At 66.3% G+C, this 26,849-nt stretch carries 18 protein-coding genes; 12 read left to right on the plus strand and 6 right to left on the minus strand.

The genetic code is table 11. The features are described from left to right. The first annotated feature begins 61 nt into the window (after window positions 1–61). From ACTUWL_RS33280 to ACTUWL_RS33310, 7 genes are all read left to right on the plus strand, one after another. Window positions 62–5,269: an alpha-2-macroglobulin family protein gene (locus ACTUWL_RS33280; RefSeq protein WP_021079290.1), complete on the plus strand. Its 5,208-nt coding sequence runs from the start codon at window positions 62–64 to the stop codon at window positions 5,267–5,269. Then, on the plus strand, window positions 5,266–7,380 hold the full coding sequence (pbpC, locus tag ACTUWL_RS33285) for a penicillin-binding protein 1C (RefSeq protein WP_021079291.1): 2,115 nt from the start codon (window positions 5,266–5,268) through the stop codon (window positions 7,378–7,380). The genes ACTUWL_RS33280 and pbpC overlap by 4 nt, the downstream gene beginning before the upstream one ends. 82 nt (window positions 7,381–7,462) lie before the next feature. Then, window positions 7,463–9,208 carry an ArnT family glycosyltransferase gene (locus ACTUWL_RS33290; RefSeq protein ID WP_035651592.1) on the plus strand — a complete coding sequence of 582 codons (1,746 nt, stop codon included), beginning with the start codon at window positions 7,463–7,465 and terminating at the stop codon, window positions 9,206–9,208. A 1-nt stretch (window position 9,209) separates the two neighbouring features. Next, window positions 9,210–10,055 (plus strand): phosphatase PAP2 family protein, encoded by an 846-nt coding sequence (locus ACTUWL_RS33295; RefSeq protein ID WP_021079293.1) that lies wholly within the window; start codon window positions 9,210–9,212, stop codon window positions 10,053–10,055. Window positions 10,056–10,124: 69 nt separating this feature from the next. After that, window positions 10,125–10,904 carry a glycosyltransferase family 2 protein gene (locus ACTUWL_RS33300; RefSeq protein WP_021079294.1) on the plus strand — a complete coding sequence of 260 codons (780 nt, stop codon included), beginning with the start codon at window positions 10,125–10,127 and terminating at the stop codon, window positions 10,902–10,904. Further along, on the plus strand, window positions 10,904–11,242 hold the full coding sequence (locus ACTUWL_RS33305; protein ID WP_021079295.1) for a lipid-A-disaccharide synthase N-terminal domain-containing protein: 339 nt from the start codon (window positions 10,904–10,906) through the stop codon (window positions 11,240–11,242). Before ACTUWL_RS33300 ends, ACTUWL_RS33305 begins: the two co-directional genes overlap by 1 nt. A gap of 249 nt (window positions 11,243–11,491) precedes the next feature. Next, a complete protein-coding gene (locus ACTUWL_RS33310) occupies window positions 11,492–13,234 on the plus strand; it encodes a M23 family metallopeptidase (RefSeq protein WP_035651595.1) in 1,743 nt (580 codons plus the stop codon). 229 nt (window positions 13,235–13,463) lie between these two features. Here ACTUWL_RS33310 and ACTUWL_RS33315 read toward each other — a convergent pair whose 3' ends face one another. Continuing rightward, on the minus strand, window positions 13,464–15,146 hold the full coding sequence (locus ACTUWL_RS33315; protein WP_021079297.1) for a Na/Pi cotransporter family protein: 1,683 nt from the start codon (window positions 15,144–15,146) through the stop codon (window positions 13,464–13,466). A gap of 280 nt (window positions 15,147–15,426) precedes the next feature. Between ACTUWL_RS33315 and ACTUWL_RS33320 the strand changes: the two genes are divergently transcribed. Both ACTUWL_RS33320 and ACTUWL_RS33325 read left to right on the plus strand, forming a co-directional pair. Beyond that, window positions 15,427–15,672 (plus strand): PilZ domain-containing protein, encoded by a 246-nt coding sequence (locus ACTUWL_RS33320; RefSeq protein WP_021079298.1) that lies wholly within the window; start codon window positions 15,427–15,429, stop codon window positions 15,670–15,672. A gap of 130 nt (window positions 15,673–15,802) precedes the next feature. Further along, window positions 15,803–16,627 carry a tetratricopeptide repeat protein gene (locus tag ACTUWL_RS33325; protein WP_021079299.1) on the plus strand — a complete coding sequence of 275 codons (825 nt, stop codon included), beginning with the start codon at window positions 15,803–15,805 and terminating at the stop codon, window positions 16,625–16,627. Between the two features lie 137 nt (window positions 16,628–16,764). Here the strand turns inward: ACTUWL_RS33325 and ACTUWL_RS33330 are convergent, their stop codons facing one another. The 5 genes from ACTUWL_RS33330 to metC form a co-directional block, all read right to left on the minus strand. Beyond that, window positions 16,765–18,030, minus strand: coding sequence for an AAA family ATPase (locus ACTUWL_RS33330; RefSeq protein WP_021079300.1), 1,266 nt, complete (start codon window positions 18,028–18,030; stop codon window positions 16,765–16,767). After that, window positions 18,027–18,764: a CpaD family pilus assembly protein gene (locus tag ACTUWL_RS33335; RefSeq protein ID WP_021079301.1), complete on the minus strand. Its 738-nt coding sequence runs from the start codon at window positions 18,762–18,764 to the stop codon at window positions 18,027–18,029. The genes ACTUWL_RS33330 and ACTUWL_RS33335 overlap by 4 nt, the downstream gene beginning before the upstream one ends. Window positions 18,765–18,797: 33 nt before the next feature. Beyond that, window positions 18,798–20,264: a type II and III secretion system protein family protein gene (locus ACTUWL_RS33340; RefSeq protein WP_021079302.1), complete on the minus strand. Its 1,467-nt coding sequence runs from the start codon at window positions 20,262–20,264 to the stop codon at window positions 18,798–18,800. A 13-nt stretch (window positions 20,265–20,277) separates the two neighbouring features. Beyond that, window positions 20,278–21,081 carry a Flp pilus assembly protein CpaB gene (gene cpaB / locus ACTUWL_RS33345; protein ID WP_021079303.1) on the minus strand — a complete coding sequence of 268 codons (804 nt, stop codon included), beginning with the start codon at window positions 21,079–21,081 and terminating at the stop codon, window positions 20,278–20,280. Window positions 21,082–21,547: 466 nt separating this feature from the next. Continuing rightward, window positions 21,548–22,747 carry a cystathionine beta-lyase gene (metC, locus tag ACTUWL_RS33350; RefSeq protein WP_021079304.1) on the minus strand — a complete coding sequence of 400 codons (1,200 nt, stop codon included), beginning with the start codon at window positions 22,745–22,747 and terminating at the stop codon, window positions 21,548–21,550. A gap of 327 nt (window positions 22,748–23,074) precedes the next feature. Between metC and ACTUWL_RS33355 the strand changes: the two genes are divergently transcribed. The 3 genes from ACTUWL_RS33355 to ACTUWL_RS33365 are packed head-to-tail and all read left to right on the plus strand — an operon-like array spanning window position 23,075 to window position 26,839. After that, window positions 23,075–24,091 carry an amino acid ABC transporter substrate-binding protein gene (locus ACTUWL_RS33355; protein ID WP_021079305.1) on the plus strand — a complete coding sequence of 339 codons (1,017 nt, stop codon included), beginning with the start codon at window positions 23,075–23,077 and terminating at the stop codon, window positions 24,089–24,091. Window positions 24,092–24,116: 25 nt separating this feature from the next. Then, window positions 24,117–25,322 carry an amino acid ABC transporter permease gene (locus tag ACTUWL_RS33360; protein ID WP_021079306.1) on the plus strand — a complete coding sequence of 402 codons (1,206 nt, stop codon included), beginning with the start codon at window positions 24,117–24,119 and terminating at the stop codon, window positions 25,320–25,322. Further along, window positions 25,319–26,839 (plus strand): amino acid ABC transporter permease, encoded by a 1,521-nt coding sequence (locus ACTUWL_RS33365; protein ID WP_021079307.1) that lies wholly within the window; start codon window positions 25,319–25,321, stop codon window positions 26,837–26,839. Before ACTUWL_RS33360 ends, ACTUWL_RS33365 begins: the two co-directional genes overlap by 4 nt. Window positions 26,840–26,849 lie beyond the last annotated feature (10 nt).

Raw genomic sequence — 26,849 nt, forward strand, 5'->3', positions numbered from 1 at the left:
CTTTTCGCGCATTTTTTACCCCAACGCGGCGCTCGACCGCGGGGCGTTCAGGAGCTCCATCATGATCGGATTGGTTCGTGCCGCTGCAGTTTGCGCCACGCTGGCGCTCGGCCTGGTCAGCGCCCAGGCGGCGGACAAGGCCTTCAAGCGCGACGACCTCGCCGATTCCGCGATCAAGCTGGAAGCCCAGATCAAGAGCGAGGCGGGGGCGGTCAACAAGTCGGCCGCAACCCTGCGCACCGACGCGGATGCCGCCTTCAAGCGCAATGATTTCCGCGGAGGCTTGCAGATCCTCGGCCAGATCGCGGCGACCGCGCCGGAGGACGGCGCCAACTGGCTGCGGCTCGCCAAGACCGTGTTCCAGATCAGGTCGGCGAGCTCCAGCGAACAGACCTTCCTGATGGAGCGCGCCTCCACCGCCGCCTACATCGCCTATCAGCGCGCCGGCAATGCCGGCGAAGAGGCCGATGCGCTGGCCGTGCTCGGCAAGGCGTTCGCCGAGCGCAAGCTGTGGCGTCCGGCGCTCGACAGCTTGCGGCTGTCGCTCGACCTGCGCGAGGTCGCCGATATCAGAGGCCAGTATGAGAGGATGCGCGACGAGCACGGCTTCCGGCTGCTGGATTATAGCGTTGATTCCGATGCGGCCTCGCCGCGGGCCTGCTTCCAGTTCTCCGAGGAGCTGGCCAAGCGCGTCGATTTCGCGCCGTACCTGGCACTGGCCGGCACCGACAAGCCGGCCCTGTCGGCGGAAGGCCAGCAGCTCTGCGTCGATGGCCTGAAGCATGGCGAGCGCTACAACATCAATCTGCGCGCCGGGCTGCCCTCGACCGTCAAGGAGACGCTGCCGAAATCGGCCGAGTTCAACATCTATGTCCGCGACCGCAAGCCGTTCGTCCGGTTCACGGGGCGCGCCTATGTGCTGCCGCGGACCGGACAGCGCGGTATCCCGGTGGTCAGCGTCAACACGCCGGCGGTCACGATCGATGTGTTCCGGATCGGCGACCGCAACCTGATCAACACCGTGATCGATAGCGACTTCCAGAGCACGCTGAGCCGTTACCAGCTCTCCGATCTCGGCGGCCAGCGTGGCGTCAAGGTGTGGTCCGGCGAGCTGGCGACCGCAACCACGCTGAACCAGGACGTGGTCACGGCGTTTCCGGTCGATCAGGCGCTCGGCGACCTGCAGCCCGGTGTCTATGTCATGACCGCGGCGGCCAAGGGCCCGGGCAGCGATGATGACGGCACGCTGGCGACGCAATGGTTCATCGTCTCGGACATGGGCTTGTCGGCCTTCTCCGGCAATGACGGTATCCACGTGTTCGTCAACTCGCTGGCCTCGACTGAAGCGGTCGCCAATGCGGAAGTGAAGCTGGTCGCCCGCAACAACGAGATCCTGGCCACCCGCAAGACCGACGCCGCCGGCCACGTGCTGTTCGAGCAGGGCCTGGCACGCGGCGAGGGCGGGCTGTCGCCGGCGCTGCTCACGGTGACAGGCGAAAAATCCGACTACGCCTTCCTGAGCCTGAAGACCAATGCCTTCGACCTCACCGACCGCGGCGTCGCGGGCCGGGCGATCCCCGCCGGCGCCGACGCCTTCGTCTATGCCGAGCGCGGCGTCTATCGTTCCAACGAGACCGTTTATTTGACGGCGCTGCTGCGTGACGGCCAGGGCAACGCGCTGACCGGAACGCCGCTTACCATGGTGATCGAGCGTCCCGACGGCGTCGAATTCCGCCGCACCGTGCTGCCTGACCAGGGTGCCGGCGGCCGGATGCTGGCGGTGGCGCTCAATTCCGCGGTGCCGACCGGCACCTGGCGCGCCCGCGTCTTCACCGATCCCAAGGGCGCGTCGGTCGGCGAGACCACCTTCATGGTCGAGGATTACATCCCCGAGCGGATCGAATTCGACCTGACCAGCAAGGAGAAGCTGATCAAAGCTGAAGTTCCGGTGGAACTTCAGGTCTCCGGCCGTTTCCTCTATGGCGCGCCGGCCTCGGGCCTTCAGCTCGAAGGCGATATGCTGGTCGCGCCGGCCGCTAACGGCCGGCCCGGCTATGCCGGCTACCAGTTCGGCGTCGATGACGAGAAGACCGCGAGCAATGAGCGGACTCCGATCGAGGACCTGCCGGAGGCCGATGCCAATGGCGCGGCGACCTTCCCGGTGAAGCTCGAGAAGGTCCCGGCCTCGACCCGGCCGCAGGAGGCCCAGATCTTCATCCGCATGGCGGAGAGCGGCGGCCGTTCGGTCGAGCGCAAGATCGTGCTGCCGGTGGCCCCCAGCGCCTCGCTGATCGGCGTCAAGCCGTTGTTCGGCGACAAGAGCGTCGCCGAGGGCGACAAGGCCGAATTCGATGTCGTGTTCGTCGCGCCCGACGGCAAGCAGCTGCCGCGCAACGGGCTGCGCTACGAGCTGCTGAAGCTGGAGTCGCGCTACCAGTGGTACCGGCAGAACTCGTCCTGGCAGTATGAACCGGTCAAGTCGACCCGCCGCGTGGCCGATGGCGACGCCAACCTCGCGGCCGACAAGCCGCTGCGCCTGACCTTCCAGCCGCAGCCCGGCCGCTACCGGCTCGATGTGAAATCGACCGATGCCGACGGGCCTGTGACCTCGGTGCAGTTCGATGTCGGCTGGTATTCGGACGGCAGCGCCGACACGCCCGATCTGCTGGAAACATCGATCGACAAGCCGGAATATGCTTCTGGCGACACCATGACGGTGTCCGTCAATGCGCGCACCGCGGGCAAGCTGACCGTCTATGTGCTTGGTGACCGCCTGCTGACGACCCAGAGCGTCGACGTCAAGGAAGGCACCCAGCAGGTCAAACTCGAGGTTGGCAAGGATTGGGGCACCGGCGCCTACGTCATGACGACGCTGCGCCGTCCGCTCGATGCCGCCGCCGGGCGCATGCCGGGCCGCGCGATCGGGCTGAAATGGTTCGGCATCGACAAGAAGACGCGTACGCTCGCCGTCACGCTGTCGCCGCCCGCTCTGGTGCGGCCGGGCACGGCGCTGAAAATTCCGGTCAAGCTCGGCGGGCTCAATCCCGGCGAGGATGCCAAGGTGGTGCTGGCCGCGGTCGACGTCGGCATTCTCAACCTGACCAACTACAAGCCGCCGGCGCCGGACGACTACTACCTCGGCCAGCGCCGCCTGACCGCCGAGATCCGCGACCTCTACGGGCAGCTGATCGACGGCATGCAGGGCACAACCGGCCAAATCCGCAGCGGCGGCGACGCGGCCGGCGCCGAGCTGCAGGGCTCGCCGCCGACGCAGAAGCCGCTCGCGCTCTATTCCGGCATCGTCACGGTCGGCCCCGACGGCACGGCCGAAGTGAGCTTCGACATTCCGGAGTTCGCGGGCACCGCGCGGGTGATGGCGGTGGCGTGGAGCGCCACCAAGCTCGGCCGCGCCAATGTCGACGTGACGGTGCGCGATCCCGTGGTGCTGACCGCGACCTTGCCGCGCTTCCTGCTGACCGGTGACAAAGGCACCATCAGCATGGATATCGACAATGTCGAAGGCGCCGCCGGCGACTACGCAATCAGCATCAAGGCGAGCGGCCCGATCAAGGCGTCGGGCAATCCCACGACGACGGTGAAGCTCGCCGCCAAGCAGCGCTCCTCGCTGTCGCTCGGGCTCGAGGCCGGTGGCGCCGGTCGCGCCGATTTCGACGTCAATATTTCCGGGCCGAACGGGCTGACGCTGGCGCGGCATTACGCACTGGACGTCAAGCCGGCCACGCAAGTGCTGGCACGCCGCTCGATCCGCACGCTGGCGAAGGGCGAGAGCCTGACGCTGACGTCGGACATGTTCTCCGACCTGGTGCCGGGCACCGGCAGCGTCTCGATCTCGGCGAGCCTGTCGACCGCGCTCGATGCCGCGAGCATCCTGAAGGCGCTCGACCGCTACCCCTATGGCTGCTCCGAGCAGATCACCAGCCGTGCGCTGCCGCTGCTCTATGTCAACGATCTCGCCGCCGGCGCCCATCTGGCGATGGACACCGCGGTCGATCAGCGCATCCGCGACGCGATCGAGCGGCTCCTCGCTCGACAAGGCTCCAACGGATCGTTCGGCCTTTGGTCGGCGGGCGGCGACGACGCCTGGCTCGATGCTTACGTGACGGACTTCCTGACCCGCGCCCGCGAGAAGGGCTTTGCGGTGCCGGACGTGCTGTTCAAGAGCGCGCTCGACCGTGTCAGGAACTCGGTGGTCAATGCCAACGAACCGGAGAAGGACGGCGGCCGTGATCTGGCCTACGGCCTCTACGTGCTCGCGCGCAATGGCGCGGCGCCGATCGGCGACCTGCGCTATCTCGCCGACACCAAGTTGAACAATCTGGCGACGCCGATCTCCAAGGCGCAGCTTGCCGCGGCACTGGCGCTGGTCGGCGACAGAGCGAGGGCCGAGCGGGTCTACGGCGCCGCGCTCGACGCGCTGAACCCGAAACCGGTGATCGAGTTCGGCCGCGTCGATTACGGCTCGGCACTGCGCGATGCGGCGGCGCTGGTCTCGCTTGCCGGCGAGGGCAATGCGCCGCGCACGACGCTGACGCAGGCCGTGTTGCGGGTGGAAGCAGCGCGGGGGCTGTCGCCCTACACCTCGACGCAGGAGAATGCGTGGATGGTGCTGGCGGCGCGCGCGCTGGCCAAGGAGACGCTGGCCCTCGACATCAACGGCCAGGGCGTCAAGACCGCGGTCTATCGCAGCTACAAGGCCGAGGCGATGACGGGCCAGCCGCTCAAGATCACCAACACCGGCGACGCACCGCTGCAGGCGGTGGTCTCGGTGGCGGGCTCGCCGGTCACGCCGGAACCTGCGGCCTCCAACGGCTTCAAGATCGAGCGCAGCTACTTCACGCTCGACGGCAAGCCGGCCGATGTCAGCAAGGCGAAGCAGAACGACCGCTTCGCGGTTGTCCTGAAGGTCACGGAAGCGAAACCGGAATTCGGTCACATCATGGTGGCGGACTATCTGCCGGCCGGGCTCGAGATCGACAACCCGCATTTGGTGTCGTCAGGCGATTCCGGCACGCTCACGTGGATCGAGGACGGTGTCGAGCCGAAGAACACCGAGTTCCGCGACGACCGCTTCACCGCGGCGATCGACCGCGGCGCCAACGACAAGTCGGTGTTCACTGTCGCCTATGTCGTGCGCGCGGTGTCGCCGGGCAAATACGTGCTGCCACAGGCCTATGTCGAGGACATGTACAACCCCTCGCGCTACGGCCGCAGCGGCACCGGCGCCGTCGAGGTGAAGCCCGCGAAATGAGCGCAGCGTCGAGGACAGCACCGGAACGCAAGACGCGCTGGCGGCGGATCAAGACCGTCCTGGCGATCTGCGCCGTCACGACGCTGGTCGCAACCGGCGGCTTCGCCGGCTGGGTCGTCTCGCTCGGTCCGCTGCCGATCATGCAGGCGCAGCAGGTCTCGACCACAGTCGTCGATCGCAACGGAAAACTGCTGCGCGCCTATGCGATGGCGGACGGACGCTGGCGGCTGCCGGTCGATGCGAAGACGGCCGTCGATCCCGGCTATCTGAAGCTGCTGTTCGCCTATGAGGACAAGCGCTTCTACGAGCATCACGGCATCGATCCGCTGGCGCTGTCGCGCGCCGGCTTCCAGCTGCTCACCAGCGGCCATATCGTCTCGGGCGGTTCGACCATCACGATGCAGCTGGCGCGGCTGATCGAGCCGCGGCACCAGCGTTCGGTCTACGCAAAGCTGCGGCAGATGGTGCGCGCGGTCGAGCTGGAGCGGCAGCTCTCGAAGGACCAGATCCTCGACCTCTATCTGGCGCTGGCGCCGTTCGGCGGCAATCTCGAGGGCGTCCGCGCGGCCTCGATCGCCTATTTCGGCAAGGAGCCGAGGCGGCTGTCGCTCGCGGAAGCCGCGCTCCTGGTGGCGCTGCCGCAATCGCCGGAGCGGCGGCGGCTCGACCGTTACCCCGAAGCCGCGCATGCCGCGCGCGACCGCGTGCTCGACCGCATGGTCGAGGATGGCGTGGTGTCGAAGGACGATGCCGCGCAGGCGAGGGCGGCGGCGGTGCCGAGGTTGCGCAAGCAGATCCCGATCCTGGCGCCGCATTCGTCCGATCAGGCGGTCGCGACGATGAAGGACTCTCCCGTCATCAAGCTGACGCTGGACTCCACACTTCAGCGGAACCTGGAGGCGTTGGCGCGCGATCGCGCCATCGCGCAGGGGCCTGACGTCTCGGTCGCGATCGTGGTGGTGGACAACGAAACCGGTGACGTGCTGGCGCGCGTCGGCTCCGCCGATTATTTCGACGAGCGGCGGGCCGGGCAGGTCGACATGACGCGCGCGATACGCTCGCCGGGCTCAACGCTGAAACCGTTCATCTACGGCCTCGCTTTCGAGGACGGCTTCGTCCATCCCGACAGCCTGATCGAGGATCGGCCGATCCGCTTCGGCAGCTATGCGCCGGAAAATTTCGACATGACGTTCCAGGGCACGGTGCCGATCCGCAAGGCGCTGCAATTGTCGCTCAACGTGCCCGCGATCGCGCTGCTCGATCGGGTCGGCGCCAGCCGGCTGTCGTCGCGGCTGAAGCAGGCCGGCACCAGTCTGGTACTGCCGAAGGACGAGGCGCCGGGCCTTGCGATGGGTCTCGGCGGTGTCGGCATAACGTTGCAGGATCTCGCCCAGCTCTATTCCGGACTGGCGCGGCTCGGCGCCACCAAGCCGCTGCGCGAGATCATGCAGGAGAATGACAGCCGCGACACGATGCGGTTGATGGATCAGGCCGCGGCCTGGCAGGTCGGCAACGTCCTGCTTGGCACACCGCCGCCGGAGAACGGCGTGCACAACCGGATCGCGTTCAAGACCGGCACCAGCTACGGCTATCGCGATGCCTGGTCGGTCGGCTTCGACGGCCGCATCACGATCGGCGTCTGGGTCGGCCGCCCGGACGGCGCGCCGGTGCCGGGTCTGGTCGGCCGCACGGCAGCGGCGCCGATCCTGTTCGACGCCTTTGCGCGCACCGGCAAGATCCCGGCGGCGTTGCCGAAGCCGCCGCGGGGCGTGCTGGTTGCCTCCAACGCGAAACTGCCGCCGCCGCTGCGCCGGTTCCGGCCGTTGGGCGAGCTGGTCCGCAGCGGCAATGATCAGGCCCCGCACATCCAGTTTCCGCTGAACGGCTCACGCATCGACGTCGATCAATCGGAGGGCGGCCGCAATGCGCCGCTGCCGGTGAAGGTTGCCGGCGGCGTGCTGCCGCTGACGGTCCTCGTCAATGGTGTCTCAGCCGGGGACATCGACAGCCGGCGGCAGCGCCTGATCGACCCGCCCGGGCCGGGCTTCGCGCGGCTGACCGTGATCGACGCCACGGGAGCTGCGGATACCGTTGTGATCCGCGTGCAATGATCGCGCGGGAAAGCGGAACGGTACGGGTGGAAAGCGGAACAGCACGGTTGTTTGCGCTGCGGTTTCATCGTATGCGAAACCCATGGTGGATAGCCTCCAACCCCGGCGCTTTGGAGCAGGGCAACAGTCTGTAAAACCTGCGCATTCGAGCCGCAGGCTGTTCATGGCGTTCGAGTTCGCGACGGCCAGCCAATGGCGTTCGCTCCTGTTTCTGACGCTGACCTGCCTGGTGCTGTTCCTGCCGGGCTTCTTCACCATCCCGCCGATCGACCGCGACGAGGTTCGCTTTGCCCAGGCGACCAAGCAGATGGTCGAGAGCGGCGATTTCGTCGACATCCGCTTCCAGGACGACGTCCGGTACAAGAAACCGGTCGGCATCTACTGGATGCAGGCGGCGGCGCTGAAGACGATCTCCGCGCTCGGGGTGCAGCGCGCCCAGGTCCGTATCTGGGTCTACCGCCTGCCGTCCCTGATCGGCGCCATCGGCGCCGTCTTGCTGACCTATTGGACGGCGCTCGCCTTCGTGACGCGGCAAGGGGCGGTGCTGGCCGCCCTGATGATGGCAAGCTGCGTGTTGCTCGGGGTCGAAGCGCGGCTCGCCAAGACCGACGCGATGCTGCTGCTGACGGTCACCGCGGCGATGGGTGCGATGGCGCGCGTGTATCTGTCCTGGCAACGCGGCGAGGATCCGGCGCATCCATCATGGGGCCCGCCCGCGATCTTCTGGACCGCGCTCGCGGTCGGCATCCTGCTCAAGGGGCCGCTGATCCTGATGTTCGTCGGCCTTGCGATGGCGGGGCTTGCGATCCTCGATCGATCGGCGGCGTGGTTCTGGCGGATGCGTCCGGTCTGGGGCCTGATGTGGACCCTTGTGCTGGTGCTGCCGTGGTTCGTGCTGATCTTCCTGCGGGCCGGAGAGACCTTCTTTGCCGACTCGGTCGGCGGCGACATGCTGAGCAAGCTCGGTGCGCAGGAATCGCACGGCGCGCCGCCCGGGATCTATCTGTTGCTGTTCTGGATCACGTTCTGGCCCGGCGCGCCGCTTGCTGCCATGGCGGCGCCGGCGGTCTGGCGCGCGCGGCGTGAGCCCGGCGCGCAGTTCCTGTTGGCCTGGCTGATCCCGTCCTGGATCGTGTTCGAAGCCGTGCTGACCAAGCTGCCGCATTACGTGCTGCCGCTCTATCCGGCGATCGCGATCCTGACCGTCGGCGCGCTGGAGCGCCGCGTGCTGTCGCGTTCGCCCTGGTTGCTGCGTGGCGCCGCCTGGTGGTTTGCCATCCCTGCATTCGGCGCGGTGCTGGTGATCGTCGGCGCCATCAAGGCGATCCATCAGCCGGTGTTTCCGGCCTGGCCGCTGTTTGCCGTCGCGATGGTGTTCGGCCTCGTCGCGTGGTGGATGTTCGAGGACAGCCGCGCCGAACGCTCGCTGCTCAATGCGGTGATCGCCGCGGCGCTGATGGCGGGCGCCACCTATGGCGTGGTGCTGCCGCGGCTCACCACCGTGTTTCCGAGCCAGGAGGTCGCACGCGCCTTGCGCAACGTCACCTGCGTCGGCCCGAAGGCGGCGGCGGCCGGCTTCCATGAGCCGAGCCTCGTCTTCATGACCGATACCTCGACGCTGCTCACCGACGGATCCGGCGCGGCGGATTTTCTGGGGCAGGGCTCCTGCCGCTTCGCGCTGGTCGAACAGCGCTCGGAGCGCGCCTTCGTGCAGCGCGCCGAGGCGATCGGGCTGCGCTACAACGCGCCGGTCCGGATCGAGGGCTACAACATCTCGCAGGGCAAGGCGGTCTCGATTGCGATCTTCCGTTCCGAAGGGACGGAGTGACATGCCGGCGCCGCCAGCCAACCTGGAATCCGCCAATTATTTCGGACGATTGCTGACGCTGGTCTGGCTGTCCCTCGCCCAGCTGGTGCGGGCACCGTCGCATTCGCGCCGGGCCGAGGCAGCGCGCCGCTCCGCGCGCCACGTGCTGCTGCTCTTCGTCATCGGCGGCGCCGTGATCGTCACGCTGATGTATGCGGTCGATGTCGCCGAGATCAGCCTGATGCCGCCGCGCGGCACGCCTTCGCTCTGGTGGGTGAAGATTCTCACCGATTTCGGCAAGGACGAGTATGTGCTCAGCGCGCTCGGTCTGCTGCTGATTGCAGTCGCATTGGCGGCGCCCGCGCTGCGCGGCGTGCCGCGCGCAACCCTGCTTGGCCTCGGGACCAGGCTGCAATACCTGTTCCTGTCGGTCGCGCTGTCGGTGGCGACCGGTGAAGTGATCAAGTGGATCGTCGGTCGCGGCCGGCCGTTCGTCGGCGGCAAGGCCAATGCCTTCAACTTCCAGCACTTCGCCGGCACCGAGGCCTATTCGAGCTTTCCGTCGGGACATGCGATCACGGCGTTTGCGCTGGCCTTCGCCGTGTCGGCGGTGTGGCCGCGCGCGCGGGTTGCGATGCTGGTCTATGCGCTGATCATCATCGCGACGCGGCTGGTGCTGCTGGCCCATCATCCGAGCGACGTGGTGGCCGGCGCGGCTGTCGGCATGATCGGCGCAACGGCCGTACGCTACTGGTTCGCCGCCCGCCGCCTTGGTTTTGCCATCGATCGCGATGGCACCGTGGTGGCGTTGCCGGGCCCCTCGGAAGGGCGCCTCAAAAGGGTTGCGAGGAGCGCTTTCGCCCCATAAAAGCGGTCGCCCGGCGGCCGGATCGGGTGGGTTCCAGCCGCGAACCCCACATCAACCACGAGTGCCGAATTGCCTGTTTCCGACCAGACGCCGGTCGCCGTTTCCATCGTCGTGCCGGTGCGCAACGAGGCCGACAATATCGCGCCGCTGATCGCCGAGATCGCGGCCGCGCTCGACGGACGTTGGGCCTACGAGATCGTCTACGTCAATGACGGCTCGACCGACGCCACCGGTGAACGGCTGGGCGCGATCATGGCGCAGCGGCCCAATCTCCGGCAACTGCGCCACGCCATCTCCTCGGGCCAGTCGGCGGCCGTGCGCAGCGGCGTTCGCGCCGCGCGCGGTGCGATCGTGGCGACGCTCGATGGTGACGGCCAGAACGATCCGGCCTTCCTGCCGGACCTGATCAGGGCGATCGAGAGCGGCAACGGCCGCGTCGGCCTTGCCGCCGGCCAGCGCGTCGGGCGCAAGGACACCGGCTTCAAGAAGCTGCAATCGCGCATCGCCAACAAGGTGCGCGGCATCATCCTGCGTGATGGCACGCGCGACACCGGTTGCGGCCTGAAGGCGTTTCCGCGCGAGGTGTTCCTGGCGATGCCCTATTTCGACGGGCTGCATCGCTTCCTGCCGGCGCTGGTCCGCCGCGAAGGATATGCGATCGCCTATGTCGATGTCGTCGATCGCCCGCGCCATTCCGGCGTCTCGAACTATGGATTCTTCGACCGGCTCTGGATCGGGATCATGGATCTGGCCGGCGTGTGGTGGCTGATCCGCCGCAAGAAGCCGACGCCGGTCGTCACGGAAGTGCCGGGCGTCACCGATGCGACTGATGTCACCAAGGTGAAATGATGCTGATTCAGTTTGGCCAGGCGCTGAGCGCCTATTTCTACGACACGTTCGTCGCCAAGTTCGATTTCTGGCTGGCGTTCGGCCTCGTCGCGCAACTGCTGTTCACCGCGCGCTTTCTGGTGCAGTGGATTTCCAGCGAGCGCGCCGGCCAGAGCGTGGTGCCGATGGCGTTCTGGTTCTTCTCGATGGGCGGCGGCCTGATGACGCTGGTCTACGGGCTCGCCAAGCGCGAACCCGTCATCATCCTCGGCCAGGGCCTCGCCACGCTGATCTATGTCCGCAACATCATGCTGATCGTGAAGAACCGCCGACGCGCGTCGAAGACGCTCGACAATTGATCCGCACGGCCGTCGGTGCGGCGAACGGTATGCTGGGGCTGCTTTCGAAGTCTTGATGGCTTCCAGCATCGATTGCGACCAAATCCGGACGACGGTCAAACAATCGCCCCAAGACGCATGGCATCTACGGCCCGTCGTGGGCGTGGCGGCATCCCGAGTCCATGCGCCAGGGGATGAGGGGCGTCGATGACCAGCCGTGGCGAACCGACCAGAGCGGGTAGTTATCTGTTGCATGTCCGCAATGTCGTTTTGCTCGACGCGCCGCCGCTGACCGGCGAGCGCGGTCTGCCGGACCGGCGCGCCGTCAGTATCCGCTGGATGGCCGGGACGATCCTGATCGGCGCCGCGGCCGTGGTGCTGCTTGGTGGCGCGCTTCGCGGCGCATTTGGTTATCGCACGAGATTCGCTGCGTCGCCGGTGGTCTCAGGTCCGCGCGTCACGGGGCAGGTGGTCGACGAGGCGCGGCGCGGCGATCGCCTGGATCGGAGGCCCGGCTCGCCAGGCAATCCCTCGGCGCTCAAGATCGAGCAATTGAGCGATGCCGGCTCGGTCCGTCGATTTACCCGCGTGTCGGCGCGGCTTGCGGAGATCGATCCCGAGCCGGAGCAGGACCATCGCCGCGAAACGCCGGCGGACGGCAAGGACGAGCAGCGAGCAAGCACGCAACTGCCGTCGGAGTTGCCATCGATCATTCGGGGAGGTCCATCGCGCCGTGGGCTGCCGGGCGGCACCAGCGCTTATGCCGACGTTGAAGACGTGCCGCATTCGCCGGCTCCGATCGGTGACGCCGTCAATGTCACCAGCCTTCCGAAGTCGCCTTCCTCCTCTCGTCACTATCGACATGTCATTGTCGCCAGGAGCGGTGACACGCTCTCCGCCATCCTGCGGGCGCTGGCCGCGGCCGCGGAGGATGCGCCGGCGATCCTTGCCGCTTTCCCGTCGACGGGCCGTCAGCAGACATTGTCGGGCGGCGAGAAAATCACCGTCATCGAGCAGGACGGAGATGCCGGGGCGCCGCGCGGCCACGTCGCGAAAGTGTCGATCGAACGGGCGGGCTCCAGCGTGTCCGCCGTCGGTCGCACCGATGTCGGTCAATACCAGGCGATTGTGCCGGAACAGCCGGAGGCCGCCGCGTCGGGCGGAAGGCAGCCGCGCCAATCGATCGACACGCACGCCGTCCCGGGCGAGACGTTACGCGACGGCCTCAACGCGCTTGCTCGCTCCAATCACGTCGACGAGGGGATCGTCGCTGAACTGATGCGGCTGTGCGGCCGCGATTTCGACCTCGACGAGCCGCTCGGCGACGCCGATGTGGCCGAGATCATCTATGCGCCCAACGACATCGGCCAACCGGAACTGGTGTTCATCGATTTGGCGGCGGGCGGGCAGACGCGCCGCTACTATCGCTTCACGGCGCCGGACGATGGCAGCTCCGATTTCTATGATGAGGACGGCCAGTCCATCACCAAATTTCTGCTGCGCAAGCCGGTGGTCAGCGGACGCCTCGGCGACGGGTTCGGGTGGCGCATTCATCCGATCCTTGGCGATCGCCGCTTCCATGAGGGCGTCGATTTCGCCGCCCCCTACGGGTCGCCGATCGCGGCCGCGGGCGCCGGCGTCGTCGAGACCGAAGGGTACGAACGCGGGTACGGCAAGTACATCCGGGTACGGCATGATCGCGGTTACGAGACGACTTATGCTCACATCGCGAGCGTCCCGTCCGGACTGAAGGTGGGTGACCGTGTTCGCCAGGGCGAGACGATTGCCTATGTCGGGTCCACGGGGCTCTCGACCGGACCGCATCTCTATTACGAGGTGCGGATCAACGGCCGTAACGTCGATCCGCTTCGGATGAAATTGTCGGGCGGCCGGGTGCTGCAGGGCGATCTCCTTGGCGCCTTCGATCGCCAGCGCGACAGCATCGACCAGCTCGTTGCGGCTTCCGCGTCTCCACAGCCGCCGCGTGGTTCGGAACATCGGCCGCCGACCTAGAGCATGATGAGTTTGGGTCGAGTCAGTTAATCTCGCAAGATTCGTTCACCTCTCCCCAGCGGGAAGAGGTCGATTTGCGTAGCAAATCGGGTGAGGGGGCGCTGCTCCTACAAGAGACCGCAACCCCTCACCCGGCGCTACCCGCCGACCTCTCCCAAGGGAGAGGTGAATTCCCACTGCTGCTTCAGATCAACCCAATCTCATCGCGCTTTGGCGCGACCGCGCTTGATCAAGGCCGCCCGGGCGCCGGAAGTTCGGCTGCTTCCACCGCGTTCTGCCGATCGGCGGCGGTCTCGCCGGCGGCATCGAGCACGGGGTAGGCGACCGAGCAGATGTGCGAATGGATGCGGCGCAGGTCGCGCAGCACGTCGAGATGCAGCGACGTGGTTTCGATGGTCTCGGGCCGGCCTTCGCGCAGTCGCTCCAGATGGCGCTCGACGGCGGCAAGTTCGGCCGCGCGCAGCGCCGCCTTCTCGGTGAGCAGCTTGCGCGCTTCGCTCGCATCGCCCGACATGAACACCCCGAACGCGATCCGCAGCGAATCGATCGTGCGCTTGTGGAACGCGGCCAATTCCTCGGCGCCTTCCGCCGAGAATTGCAGGCGGTGCTTGATCTTCTTGGTCGCGAGCTCGCTCAGGTTCTTGTCGACGATGTCGCCGATATGCTCGAGGTTGATCGCGAAGGCGACGATCTCCATGGCGCGGTGTCCCTCGCGCTCATCGAGGCTGCCGCGGGTAAGCTTCGTGACGTAGAGCTTGATCGCCTCGTTCAGCCGGTCGACGGTGTTGTCCATCTTCGACACATGGTCGACCAGCGCGCGATCGTTGGTCAGCATCGCCGCCATCACCTTGCGCAACATCGCCTCGGCATGGTCGCCCATATGCAGCACCTCGCGCGCGGCGTCGGCGAGCGCAAGCGAAGGCGTCTCCAGCGCGCTCTCGTCGAGATAGCGCGGCCGTGACGGATCGGTCTCCTGCGCCCGCTTGGGCAGCAGCCGCTCGAGCAGGCGCGCGAAGTGATCCAGCACGCCGATGAACAGCAGCGCGGTCGCGACGTTGAAGGCGATGTGGAACAGCGCGGTCGCCTTGGCGAGATCGGGCTGCCAGGTGCAAATCGTTTCCGTGATCGGGCGCAGGAACGGCGCCACCAGCAGGATGCCGACGACGCGGTTGACGAGGTTGCCAACCGGCAGCCGGTAGCTCGCCGGATTGTCGCGCCGCGCGCCTTCCATCAGCGGATTGATGGCGCTGCCGAGATTGGCGCCGAGCACCAGCGCGAACGCGGCGTAGGGCGAGATGAACTGGGAATAGGCCAGCGACATCACCAGCAGCACGCTGGCGACGCTGGAATGGACCAGCCAGGTGACGAACGCGCCGATCAGGATGCAGAGCACGGGATCGCCGGTGATCCCGTTCAGGAACACGCGCACGCCCGGGGCATTCTCGGCCGGCGCCATCGTATCGAGCAGGATATGCAGCGCGAGCAGCATCAGGCCGAGGCCGATCGCGACCCGGCCGAGGTCCTTGATCCGGGAGCGTGGCCCGCTGCGGAATGCGACGAGGCCGACAATGAACAGCACCGGCGCCACCGCTGCGACATTGAACGACAGCACCTGCACGATCAGCGTGGTGCCGATATTGGCGCCGAGCATGATCGCAAGCGCCGGCACCAGGCTGACGATCTCCTCGGCGGCGAAGGAACTGGTGATCAGGGCAGTCGCGGTCGAGCTCTGGAGCAGGGCGGTCAGGCCGAGGCCGGCGCCGAGCGCGGTGAACCGGTTGCGGAGCGCCCGCGCCAGCAACAGCCGCAAATCGGGCCCGAAGGCCCGCAGGATCCCGCTATGGACCATGTGCAGGCCCCACAGCAGGAGCGCGACGCCCCCCATCAGATCAAGCAGAACAAGACTTCCCATACGTCCTGGATATCCCGGCAAATTCGAGTCGAAGGGTTCACGCTATAGAGCCAATTGACCCGCGATCAACCCCTTTTTGTTCACGTTGGAACCGGCCGGGGGAGCGGGCTTGTAGCGAAGAGGCCGTTAATCGAGGCGGCGTCGTTCGGACACGGCGATACCGGTAAACGAATCCTGGAAATGACCGTTCAATTGCGACGGGTTCCGCTAGGCAGTTCCCAATCTTTCCCGGTTATGACGGTGGGAACGAGAAGCTGTCCAGCAAGGCTTGGGGATCAGGATGTTTGTCAATCGCCGCAAGAGCGAACGCCGTGAGTGCCGGAGCGTCGCCAAAATTCAATTGGGCACAGGGTCGTTGCCGCGTGACTGCATGATCACCGACATCTCGGCCGGCGGCGTCAAGGTGATCGCCGAATATCTGGAGATCCCGCCGGAATTCACCATCATCCTTTCGAGCGGCAGTCCGCGTCAGTGCCGCCTGGCCTGGCGGATTGGCCACGAATTCGGCGCCCAGTTCGTCGACTGACGGCCGGGCGGCCTGCGCGGCGCCATGCGCCGCTTCTGGGCCGGATGACGGCGAGATGATGGCATCCTTAACCGGAACTTAGGGTTAAGCTGTGAGCATCCCGGAACCTTCGCTGTTCCGAGTCTCGTTGATGTCTGAGAAACTAGCCCGACCTCTTGGCCGCATGCATCGTCTTGCCGGCTCGGCAGCCGCCGTGATCCTGCTGATCGGGCTGTCCGCCTGTCAGACCTCGGGTCCGTCCGACATTACCGGGTCGTTGGGCGATACGGCGGAGGCCACGCCGGCTCCCGTCGATCCCCGGCGCGACATTGCGACCTATCACGAGCGCGTCCGCGCCAACCCGAAAGACACCGACGCCGCGCTGAAATACGCCCGGGCGCTCCGCGCCACCGGCCAGCGGGCGCAGGCGGTCGCCGTCATGGAGCAGGCGGTACTGGCGCAGCCCAGCAACAAGGCGTTGCTCGCCGGCTACGGACGGGCGCTCGCCGATAACGGCAATTTCCAGCAGGCCTTCGACGTGCTCGGGCGCGCGCACACGCCGGAAGACCCGGACTGGCGTATCCTGTCGGCGCAAGGCGCAGTGCTCGATCAGCTCGAGCGCCACGACGAGGCCCGGCAATATTACGCGAGCGCCCTCAAGGTCGTGCCCGAAGATGCGTCGGTGCTCTCCAATCTCGGTCTGTCGTACCTGCTGTCGAAAGACCTGCCGAAGGCCGAGGAGACGCTGCGCCGCGCCCGGGAGCGCGCACCCGACGACATGCGGATCCGTACCAATCTCGCCGTCGTGGTCGGCCTGCAAGGCCGCCAGGCGGAGGCGGAGACCATCATGAAGGCTGACCTGCCGCCCGAGCAGGGCTCGGCCAATGTTGCCGCGCTGAAGCGGCTGCTGGCGCGCAGGGACGCGAGCCGCACCGAGGCGGACAAGATTCCGGTTGCGGCCAGCCGTCGCGACTAAAGCGGGATGAGTCTTGGTTGGATCGGCTTGGCGCGGTCTTGGTTCACCACTCCGGGGAGAGGTGACCTTTCGGCGCCGTCCCCGCTGGATACAATCTTATCAGGCGTTGGTTCTAGCGATGCCTCGAATCGGGGCTGCTAGCCGGCGGCGCGGCGTCCGTCGTTGCGGCGCGGCTGCAGTTTCTTGAGGATCGGCGACAGGAACGATTCGCGCGCCTCGGCGAGATCCGGGCGCCCGGTCAGGCGCTGCGCGATCTGCAAGAAGGTCCTCGTGGTGCGGTGACGTGCGGAGACTTCCGCGATCATCTGGCCGTTGTTGGCGGCTTCCCCGAATAGCCTGCAATCGAACGGGATCGCCGCAATCGGCTGGCTCTCGATCGTCTTGGCGAAATCCTTGACCTCGATCTCGGGTCGCTTCGACATGCCGACCTGGTTCAGGCAATAGAGCGGCGGACGATCGTTGGGACGCGCGGTCCGCAACAGGTTCATCATGTTCTTGGTATTGCGCATGTTGGCGAGATCGGGTTCGGCGACGATCAGGATATCGTCGGCGCCGACCAGCACGCGCTTGGTCCAGGCGGTCCACTGATGCGGAACGTCGAGCACGATGCAGGAGGTGGTCATGCGCATCGTATCGAAGATGGCGTCGAAGGCTTCGGCGCCGAAATCGTAGACGTGGTCGAGCGTGGCCGGTGCCGCCAGCAGGCTGAGGTGATCGCCGCACTTTGCGAGCAGGCGCTCCATGAAGGCGCTGTCCGGACGCTCTGGTGAGAAGACCGCGTTGGCGATGCCCTGCACCGGATCCTGGTTGTAGTCGAGGCCGGCGGTGCCGAAGGCGAGGTCGAGATCGACGACGACCGAATCCAGTCCGAGGTCGCGCGCGATGGTCCAGGCGACATTGTGGGCGATGGTCGAGGCGCCGACGCCACCCTTGGCGCCCGCGACCGCGATCAGGCGGCCGACCGAGACCGCTTCCGAGGACGAGAACAGGCCGCAGATCGAGCGCACGACGTCGAGCACCTTGACCGGCCCGATCACGTAATCGTTGACGCCGCGCCGGACCAGTTCGCGATACGGCGCGGCCTCGCCGGGGGTGCCGAGCACGACGACGCGGGTGCCGGGATCGCAGACCGTCGCGAGCTCGTCGAGGGCGGCGAGCAGATCGGTGTCCGGCTCGGTCTCCAGCATGATGACGTTGGGCGTCGGCGCCTTGTGGTAGGCATCGATGGCCGCGGCAATGCCGCCCATATGGACGGAGAGGTGAGCCTTGGCGAGCCGGCGGTCTTCGGCGGCGGCGCGCGCCGTCGCGGCGGTCGCGACGCTGGCGCAGAACGCCTGCACGGAAATCCGCGGCGCCGGCGCGATGTGGTCGTTGGCGTGTGGCTCGTCGTGTTGTTCGGTCATTTCGCGGCGTCGCTCAGCTTGGCTCTATCGGCTTCAGGGTAGGTGGTCGCGGTTGACTCACCCTTGCTGTATTTCTGGAACGCGATCGACCGGCGCGGCGTGTAGGCTGCGGTCTCGGTCCGCGGCTGTTCGAGGTCAGACGGATTGGCGACCATCGCAGCCAGGTTGTGCTGGTTGGCGCAGCCGAAATTGTCCCACTGCTTGTTCTCGTGGTAGGCCGGATTGTCGATCGAGGGACCAAGGTCGGCCGGCCATGTGCCGCAGGGCCCGGCGACCGCGGCCATCTTCGGATAGCTGAGGCGAATGGTCGGCAGCGCGCGCGGATCCTCGATGCGGTAGGAGCGTCTTGTGATGGCGTGGGCGGGCACGCCCATCGACGCCAGCACGCCGCGGATTTCCCGGGACACCGCCTGTGCCGAGCGCGCGTTCGAGGTGTCGGCCGGCACGTCGATTGCGATCGCGCCGGTGCCTTCGCGGCGCCAGCTGCGGGCGAGCCCCATGACGTCGTCGCGCTGGGTTTCGGTGAGATTGCCGCGGGCGCGGCCCACGAAGACGACGATCGACTGCTCGCCCTCGGTGATCGCGATCGGATGCCGCTGCCGGTAATCGTCGGGCACCGTGCCGGTGACGACGTCGCCGGTCAGGTTGCAGCCGCCGAGTGCGACCGCCGACGTGACGAGGGCGCCGAACAGCGCCAGCGTCCTTGCGCGACCGGCTTGTGTGTTGCGTGTCATCATAGGATCCCCCAACCCCTTCAGGTCCGCGCCTCAGTCGATGATGAAGCCGAAATTGGCCGGCGTCGTGCCGATCGGCTCGGCACGGGCGGCAACGCCGTAGATGCGGTTGACGCGCGCCAGCAGCGCCGACTGCGCGTCGGAGGCCGGGGCGAACCCGTCATCGGGACGGGACAATTCCTTCTGCGCGACCGCGCGCACCACATAGGGCGTCACGATGACCATCAACTCGGTCTCGTTGTTGACGAAGTCCTGGCTCCTGAACAGCTGTCCGAGCACCGGGATCTGGTCGACACCGGGCATGCCGTTGATGGCCTGCTTGGTCTGCTCCTGGATCAATCCGGCCATCGCGATCGAGCCGCCGGAGGGCACCTCCAGCGTGGTGTCGGCGCGACGGGTCTTGATCGAGGGAATCGTCGTGCCGCCCTGGCCGCCGGTCAGCGCGTTGTCCATCGAGACCTCGGAAACCTCGGTCATCACCTTCAGGCTGATGCGCCCCTCGGACAGCACCACCGGGGTGAAGTTGAGCGAGATGCCGAACTTCTTGAAGCTGACGGTCTGGACGCAATTGCCGATCGTGCCGGTCGACGACGTCTGACAGGTGACGCCGGTCGGAATCGGAAACTCGCCGCCTGAGACGAAGGTCGCGGACTCGCCGGAGATCGCGGTGAGGTTCGGTTCGGCCAGCGTCTTGACCACGCCCGCGGTCTCCATCGCCCGCAGCGTCGCGGTGACGGTCGGCACGCCGAGCTTGTTCAGCGCCGCGCCGGTCAGCAAATTGCTATTGAGCGGTCCGTTGTTGGCGGTGAAGGGGTTGGCGTTGTTGAAGACCACCGCGGCGGTGCCGTAGTTCATGTTGGCGCTGAGATCGACGCCGAGCTGCTTGACGACGTCCCTTCGCACCTCGGCGACGGTGACTTTCAGCATCACCTGGTCGCGGCCGCGCACCACGATGGAGTTGACCACCTTGTCGGGGCTTCCGACGAGCTTGGCGGCGATATCGCCGGCCTGCTGGGCCTCGACCGGGCTTGCCACCGTGCCGGTCAGCACCACGCTCTCGCCGACGCCCTCGATCTGCACGCCGGGCAGCATCTGCTTCAGCGCGGCGCGCATGCCGTTGAGATCGCGCTTGATCGCGATGTCGTAGGAGGCGACCTGGTTGCCGTCGGCGTCGAAGAACACCACGTTGGTCTGGCCGACCGCGGCGCCGATGATGTAGGCACGCTGCGCCGAGCGGATCACGGCGTTGGCGATCTTGGGATCGGCGACCAGGACGTCCTTGGCTTCGCGCGGCAGGTCGACCACGACCGACTTGCCGACGCCGAGCGAGACGGAGCGCGTCTTGGCGGCAATGCTGCTCGTCACCGCGACGTCCGCGTTCTTGTCCGGATCGGTCGCGCTGGCGAGGGCGGGGATCAGCATCAGGGCGGTGACCGCCGAGATCGACAGCGAACGGACCAGCGTGGTCCGCTTCGTCAGTTGTGTTGCACCCGTTGTCATATCGAAGCCCCCATCACTTCTGTGTCGTCTGAGAGCTCGGGATGCCGAAGCGCACGACCCTGATGCTCTCGCCCCGCTTCGGGGCATTGTCTCTGGTCTCGTCGGTCTTCTCGTTGACGTCGGCGATGCTGCGCAGCGCCAGCGCCAGCGTGCCGCTCTGCCGCGCGCGCGCGAGCGTCTCGGCCTGTTCCGGCTTGAGCTCGAGGGTCACGGTCTTGCCGACGAGGGAGTTGTTGCCGTCCTTCTCTTTCGGCGCCTGGTCGATCGCCAGCACGCGGACGTTGGACAACAGGATTTCGGTGGTGACGATGTCGCGGCCACCCATTTGCTGATCGAGATTCTTGTCGCGTCGCGACAGGATCACGTCGACGCGGTCGTTCGGCAGGATGAAGCCGCCGGCGCCGGTCTCCGGCGAGATTTCAGTGGAGATCGCGCGCATGCCGGACGGCAGGATCGCGGCCATGAAGCCGCTGCCATTGGCCTTGACCAGCTTTTGCTCGCGGATCGGTTCGCCGATGATGAAGGGAGCGCGCGCGATCGAGCCGATCACGTCGTTCATGGCGTCGGCGTTGGTGTCGTGGCGGATGAACGCGCTGCTGGCGGTCTCGGCCGGCCAACGCTGCCATTGCACGTCCTCAGCCTTGACCGCTTGACCAAGTCCGATGTCGGACTTCGCCACCAGCACCTCGACGGTCGGCAATTGCGCCACGGGCGCCGCGACCGGCGCAGGTTTATTGTCGCCGACGCTCGCGAGATACATGGCCGCGAGGCCTGCGACGCCGGCGATGCCGAGGACCACGATGCGTGCCGTCTTCATGCGATTGTCTGAATGCCCTTACCGCAGGGCAGTCACGTCCTTGCGGCACTGACAGCCCTTCCCGGGAGCATCACTACGGCCGCAAAAGTATAAGGGAACTTGATGGAAGGTCCGGACAATTAAGGGATTGGTGGGGATGGTGAACGCCGGGTTATCGGCGCTCGTCGCATCTCCGCAGAATCCCGGAGATCGTGCATGCTTACCGCCAGCGACGTCGGTGGCAACGCCGCGTCAGGCCGGCCGGTCGTGGTTAATGTCGGCTGACGCGCGCCGACACGCAGCGGGGCAAGGCATCGCTGCGCAATTTCGGAATATTAGAAGTGTGCCCCTGATTTGCCCGACGTGTCAAGCCGTCTCGTCGAACGCCGGCGGCGTCAACGCCTTTGCATGGGGTTGTTTTCGATATTTTGGCGGCGCGCACCTGCGGCGGGGAGTTCCTCCGCCGTCGTGCGTCGATCGCCCTGGATCAGAGCGCGGCCTTCAACGCGGCGAATCCACGATCGAGATCGGCCTTGAGGTCGTCGAGATTTTCGAGCCCGATATGCAGCCGCAGCGTCGGGCCGCCCGGCGACCATTTGGTCGCGGTGCGATAGTCGCTGCAGTCGAACGGGATGGCGAGGCTCTCGAAGCCGCCCCAGGAAAAGCCCATGCCGAACAGTTGCAGCGCGTCGAGCATCGCATCGACCGCGGCCTGCGGCACTGGCTTCAGCACGATGCTGAACAGGCCGGAGGCGCCGGTGAAGTCGCGCTTCCAGATCGCGTGCCCCGGATCGGTCTCCAGGGCCGGGTGCAGCACCCGATCGACTTCGGGGCGTGCGCCAAGCCAGCGCGCCATTTCGAGCCCGGAGCGGTGGTGCTGGGCGAGCCGCACCGACAGCGTGCGGACCCCGCGCAGCGCGAGATAGACGTCGTCGGGGCCGGCGCAGACGCCGAGCAGGCGGATCGCATCCTGAACCAGCGGCCAGGCCTTTGCATTGGCCGCGATGGTGCCGAACATGATGTCGGAATGGCCGCCGATATACTTTGTGCCGGCCTGCATGCTGATGTCGACGCCCTGGTCGAGCGAACGGTGATAGAGCGCCGTCGCCCAGGTGTTGTCGTCGATCATGAGCGCGCCGCGGGCATGCGCCACGGCCGCTATCGCGCGGATGTCGGGCATCTCGAAGGACTGCGAACCGGGCGCCTCGACCAGCACCGCGCGGGTATTCGGCTTGAACAGCGTCTCGATGCCGGCACCGATCAGCGGATCGAAATAGCTGGTCTCGATGCCGTAGCGCTTCAGCATGTTGTCGCAGAAATTGCGGGTCGGCCGATAGGCATTGTCGCACACCAGCAGGTGGTCGCCGGCCTTCAGCGCGGCGAGCAGCGTGGTGCTGATCGCCGCCAGTCCCGACGGGGCGATGCCGACGCCGGCGCATTGCGGGCCTTCCAGCGCCATCAGCACGTCCTGCAGCGCCCGCGTGGTCGGGCTGCCGTGGCGGCCATAGGTAAATTCGGCGCGATGGGCGTGCAGGGCCTCGGCGGTCGGATAGAGCACGGTCGAGCCGTGAAACACCGGCGGATTGACGAAGCCTTTCTGGGCCTTGGTGTCGCGGCCGGCCGTGACCAGGCGGGTCGCGGCGTCTTGTTGCGGGCGGGAGGGCGTGGAGCCGTCGGAGGAGGTCATGGTTCGCTGCCGTTGGACTTTTGACTTTTGCCGCAGCCGTACCGCGTCGGGAGGACGGGACTACGCCGGGAGTTGCTACTAACAAGAGGTAGAAGACACGCGTCAACCCCTTGACCCGGCTCGTCAGTCGCTATGTGATGCGGCGCAACTACCCGTCGCCGCACGTTGAGGGGCCTGCCGCGACCGAGGATCCGTTGCCTGACCGGTTTGCACGCCAAACTGCCGGTTTGATCAGCATGATTTGCTGCAGGGGATCATTGGGATGGCCCGTGAACGCGAGCGATCACAAAGCAAACGTCCAACGGACGACCCTGAAAGGCCCCGCCCATGAAACGCGTATCCCTGGCTGTCATACTTACCGCTGCCGCCGCCCTGTCGGTCCAAGCGGCTTCGGCACAAACCCTCAAGACGGTCAAGGATCGAGGCCAATTGTCCTGCGGCGTCAGCCAGGGGCTGCCCGGATTTTCGGCACCCGACGACAAGGGGAACTGGACCGGGATCGACGTCGACGTGTGCCGGGCGATCGCCGCCGTGGTGCTCGACGACCCGACCAAGGTCAAGTTCGTGCCGCTGTCGGCCAAGGATCGCTTCACCGCGCTGCAGTCGGGTGAGATCGACGTGCTGTCGCGCAATACCACCTGGACGGTGTCGCGTGACACCTCGCTCGGCGCCAATTTCACCGGCGTGACCTATTATGACGGGCAGGGCTTCATGGTGAAGAAGTCGCTCAAGGTCAATTCGGCGCTCGAGCTGAACAGCGCATCGGTCTGCGTGCAGACCGGAACCACCACCGAGCAGAACCTCGCCGACTTCTTCAAGGGCAACAACATGAAGTATGAGGTGATCGCGTTCGGCAGCATCGACGAAGCGGTCAAGGCCTATGAGTCAGGACGCTGCGACGTCTTCACCGACGACGCCTCCGGGCTCTACGCCAGCCGGCTGAAGCTCGCCAGCCCCGCCGATCACATCGTGCTCCCGGAAATCATTTCGAAGGAGCCGCTGGGGCCGATGGTGCGCCACGGCGACGACCAGTGGTTCGACATCGTGAAATGGACGCTGTTTGCAATGATCAATGCCGAGGAACTCGGCATCACCCAGAAAAACGTCGACACGATGCTGAAATCCGACAAGCCGGAGATGAAACGGGTGCTCGGCACCGACGGCAATCTGGGCGAACAGCTCGGCCTCACCAAGGACTGGGTGGTGCGGATCGTGAAGGCGGTCGGCAATTACGGCGAGACCTTCGAGCGCAATGTCGGCACCGGCTCGCCGCTCGGCATCGCCCGCGGCGTCAACAATCTCTGGAACAAGGGCGGTATCCAGTACGCGCCGCCGATCCGCTGATCGATCCCGGCCGACGGCTGCCGCGATGAGCATCGCGCCCCGCAAACCACCGCTGCAATTTGCCCTCAGGCTGAAGCGTGCGCTTGGCGGCAAGGCCGGCTGGAACGGGTTGGCCGCCCAGATTGCCTTCGCCGCGATCCTGGCCTGGATCGCCTACGAGATCGTGGCGAATGCACGCACGAACCTGGAGACCCAGCACATCGCGTCGGGCTTCGGCTTCCTCAATTACAATGCGGGCTTTGACGTCAACCAGAGCCTGATCGCCTACAACAATTCCGACACTTACTGGCGGGTGTTCTTCGTCGGTCTTTTGAACACGATCCTGGTCTCGGTGATCGGAATTGTCTTTGCCACCGTGATCGGCTTCGTCGTGGCGCTGTGCCGGTTGTCGCCCAACCTGCTGTTGTCGCGGATCGGCGGCATCTATGTCGAGATCGTCAGGAACCTGCCGCTGCTGTTCCAGATTCTGTTCTGGTATCTCGCCGTGCTCGCGGCGCTGCCGGCGCCGCGGCAGAGCATCTCGGTCTTCAGCACGTTCTTCCTCAACAATCGCGGCCTGGTCGTGCCGCAGCCGATCACCGAGCCGGGGCTCTATCCGTTCCTGGTCGCGCTCGCGGTAGGCATCGTTTTGGCGCTGGGATTGCGACGCTACGCGCGGCGCGCCCTGTTTCAGCGCGGGCAGATGATCCGGATCTGGCCCTACTTGCTGGGTTGTCTCGTCGGCCTGCCGCTGGTCTCGATACTGATCTTCGGCTGGCCGTTGAAGTTCGAATTGCCGCAGCTGAAAGGCTTCAACTTCGCCGGCGGCGCGCGGATCATTCCCGAATTCGTCGCGCTGACGGTCGCGCTGTCGACCTACACGGGGGCTTTCATCGCCGAAATCGTCCGCGCTGGCGTCCTGTCGGTGCACAGGGGACAGATGGAGGCGGGCTCGTCGCTCGGCCTCAGCCGCGCCGCGACGCTGCGGCTGATCGTGGTGCCGCAGGCGATGCGGGTCATCGTGCCGCCGCTGACCAGCCAGTACCTCAATCTCACCAAGAATTCGTCGCTGGCGGTGGCGATCGGCTATCCGGATCTGGTCTCGGTCTTCGCCGGCACCGCGGTGAGCCAGACCGGGCAGGCGATCGAGATCATCGCCATGACGATGGGTGTCTATTTGCTGCTCTCGCTGACGACGAGCGCGCTGATGAGCGTCTATGGCTGGCGCATCAACCGGAGCATGGCGGCATGACGGATATCTCCGCGCCGTCCTTTGTCCGGCAGGACCTGGTCACCGAGCGCGCAGCGCCGGCGAAGACCACCGGCTTCATCGGCTTCCTGCGCACGCGGCTGTTGAACTCGCCGGGCAACGTCCTGCTCACGATCCTCGGCCTCTTGCTGGCCTGGTACATCGTGATCCCGGCGGTCAAGTTCCTGCTGGTCGACGCGGTGTGGACCGGCAAGGATCGCACCGCGTGCCTCGCCGAACAGGCCGGGCACCAGGTCGGTGCCTGCTGGCCCTATATTCAGGCCAAGCTGACGCAGTTGATCTATGGCTTCTATCCGGAAGCCCAGCGCTGGCGCGTCAACCTGACTTATGGGCTCGGTGCCGCGCTGTTGCTGCCGCTGCTGATGCCGCGCTTGCCGGCGAAGGGGCTGAACTCCGGACTGTTCTTCTTCGCGTTTCCGGCGGTCGCGTTTTTCCTGCTGCATGGCGGCGGCATCGCGGGCTTCGGCGTGAGCTGGACGGCAGGCCTGTTCCAGCTGTTCGAGCAGAGCATTGGCGGCGCCGGTGATCTGCTGGTCAATCTCAGCAAGGGTTCGGCGATCGCCCCGCTGCCATGGGTCCTGGGCAAGCTGCTCGTCCTGGTCGGGGTACTAATCCACTGGCTGATCTTTCCGCTGACCTGGCTGCGCGATCAAATGCAGCTGTCGTCGGTGCCGGTCTGGGGTGATTTCCTCCTTACCGCCGTGATCGTATCCGCCGCGCTGTTTGTGCTCGGTGGCGGCCTGCGCACAGGCCGCAGGGCGCTGATCGGCAGCCTCCTGACGTTTGCCGGGATCGCCGTCGGCATCAAGCTGATGGGGCTCGATCGCGGCGGCTTTCCGATCGTCGACACGCGGCTGTGGGGCGGCCTGCTGGTGACGCTGGTGATCGCGATCACCGGCATCGTCGCCTCGATGCCGATCGGGATTGCGCTCGCGCTCGGCCGCCGCTCGACCATCCCGCTGATCCGGATCTTCTCGATCGCCTTCATCGAATTCTGGCGCGGCGTGCCGCTGATCACGGTGCTGTTCTTCGCGACCTACATGCTGCCGCTGTTCGTGCCGGGCAATTTCGCGGTCGATGGCCTGCTGCGGGCCCTGATCGGCGTGGCGATCTTCACCGGCGCCTATATGGCCGAGGTGATCAGGGGTGGGCTTGCTGCGGTGGCGCGCGGGCAGGCGGAGGCCGCATCGGCGCTCGGCCTGTCCTGGTGGAAGACAACGTCGCTGATCGTGCTGCCGCAGGCGCTGCGCTACGTCATTCCCGGCATCGTCAACAGCTTCATCTCGCTGTTCAAGGATACCTCGCTGGTGTCGATCGTGGCGCTGTTCGACCTGTTGGGTTCGCTGCGGGCGTCGTTCTCGGACCCGAACTGGTCAACGCCGACCACGGCCTTTACCGGCTTCGCCTTTGCCGGGATGATCTATTTCGTGTTCTGCTTTGGAATGTCGCGCTACTCGCTGTTCGTCGAAAACCGGCTCAACGCTCATCGCCGCCACTGAACAAGGTCAC

The sequence above is a fragment of the Bradyrhizobium sp. WCU1 genome, assembly GCF_053474805.1.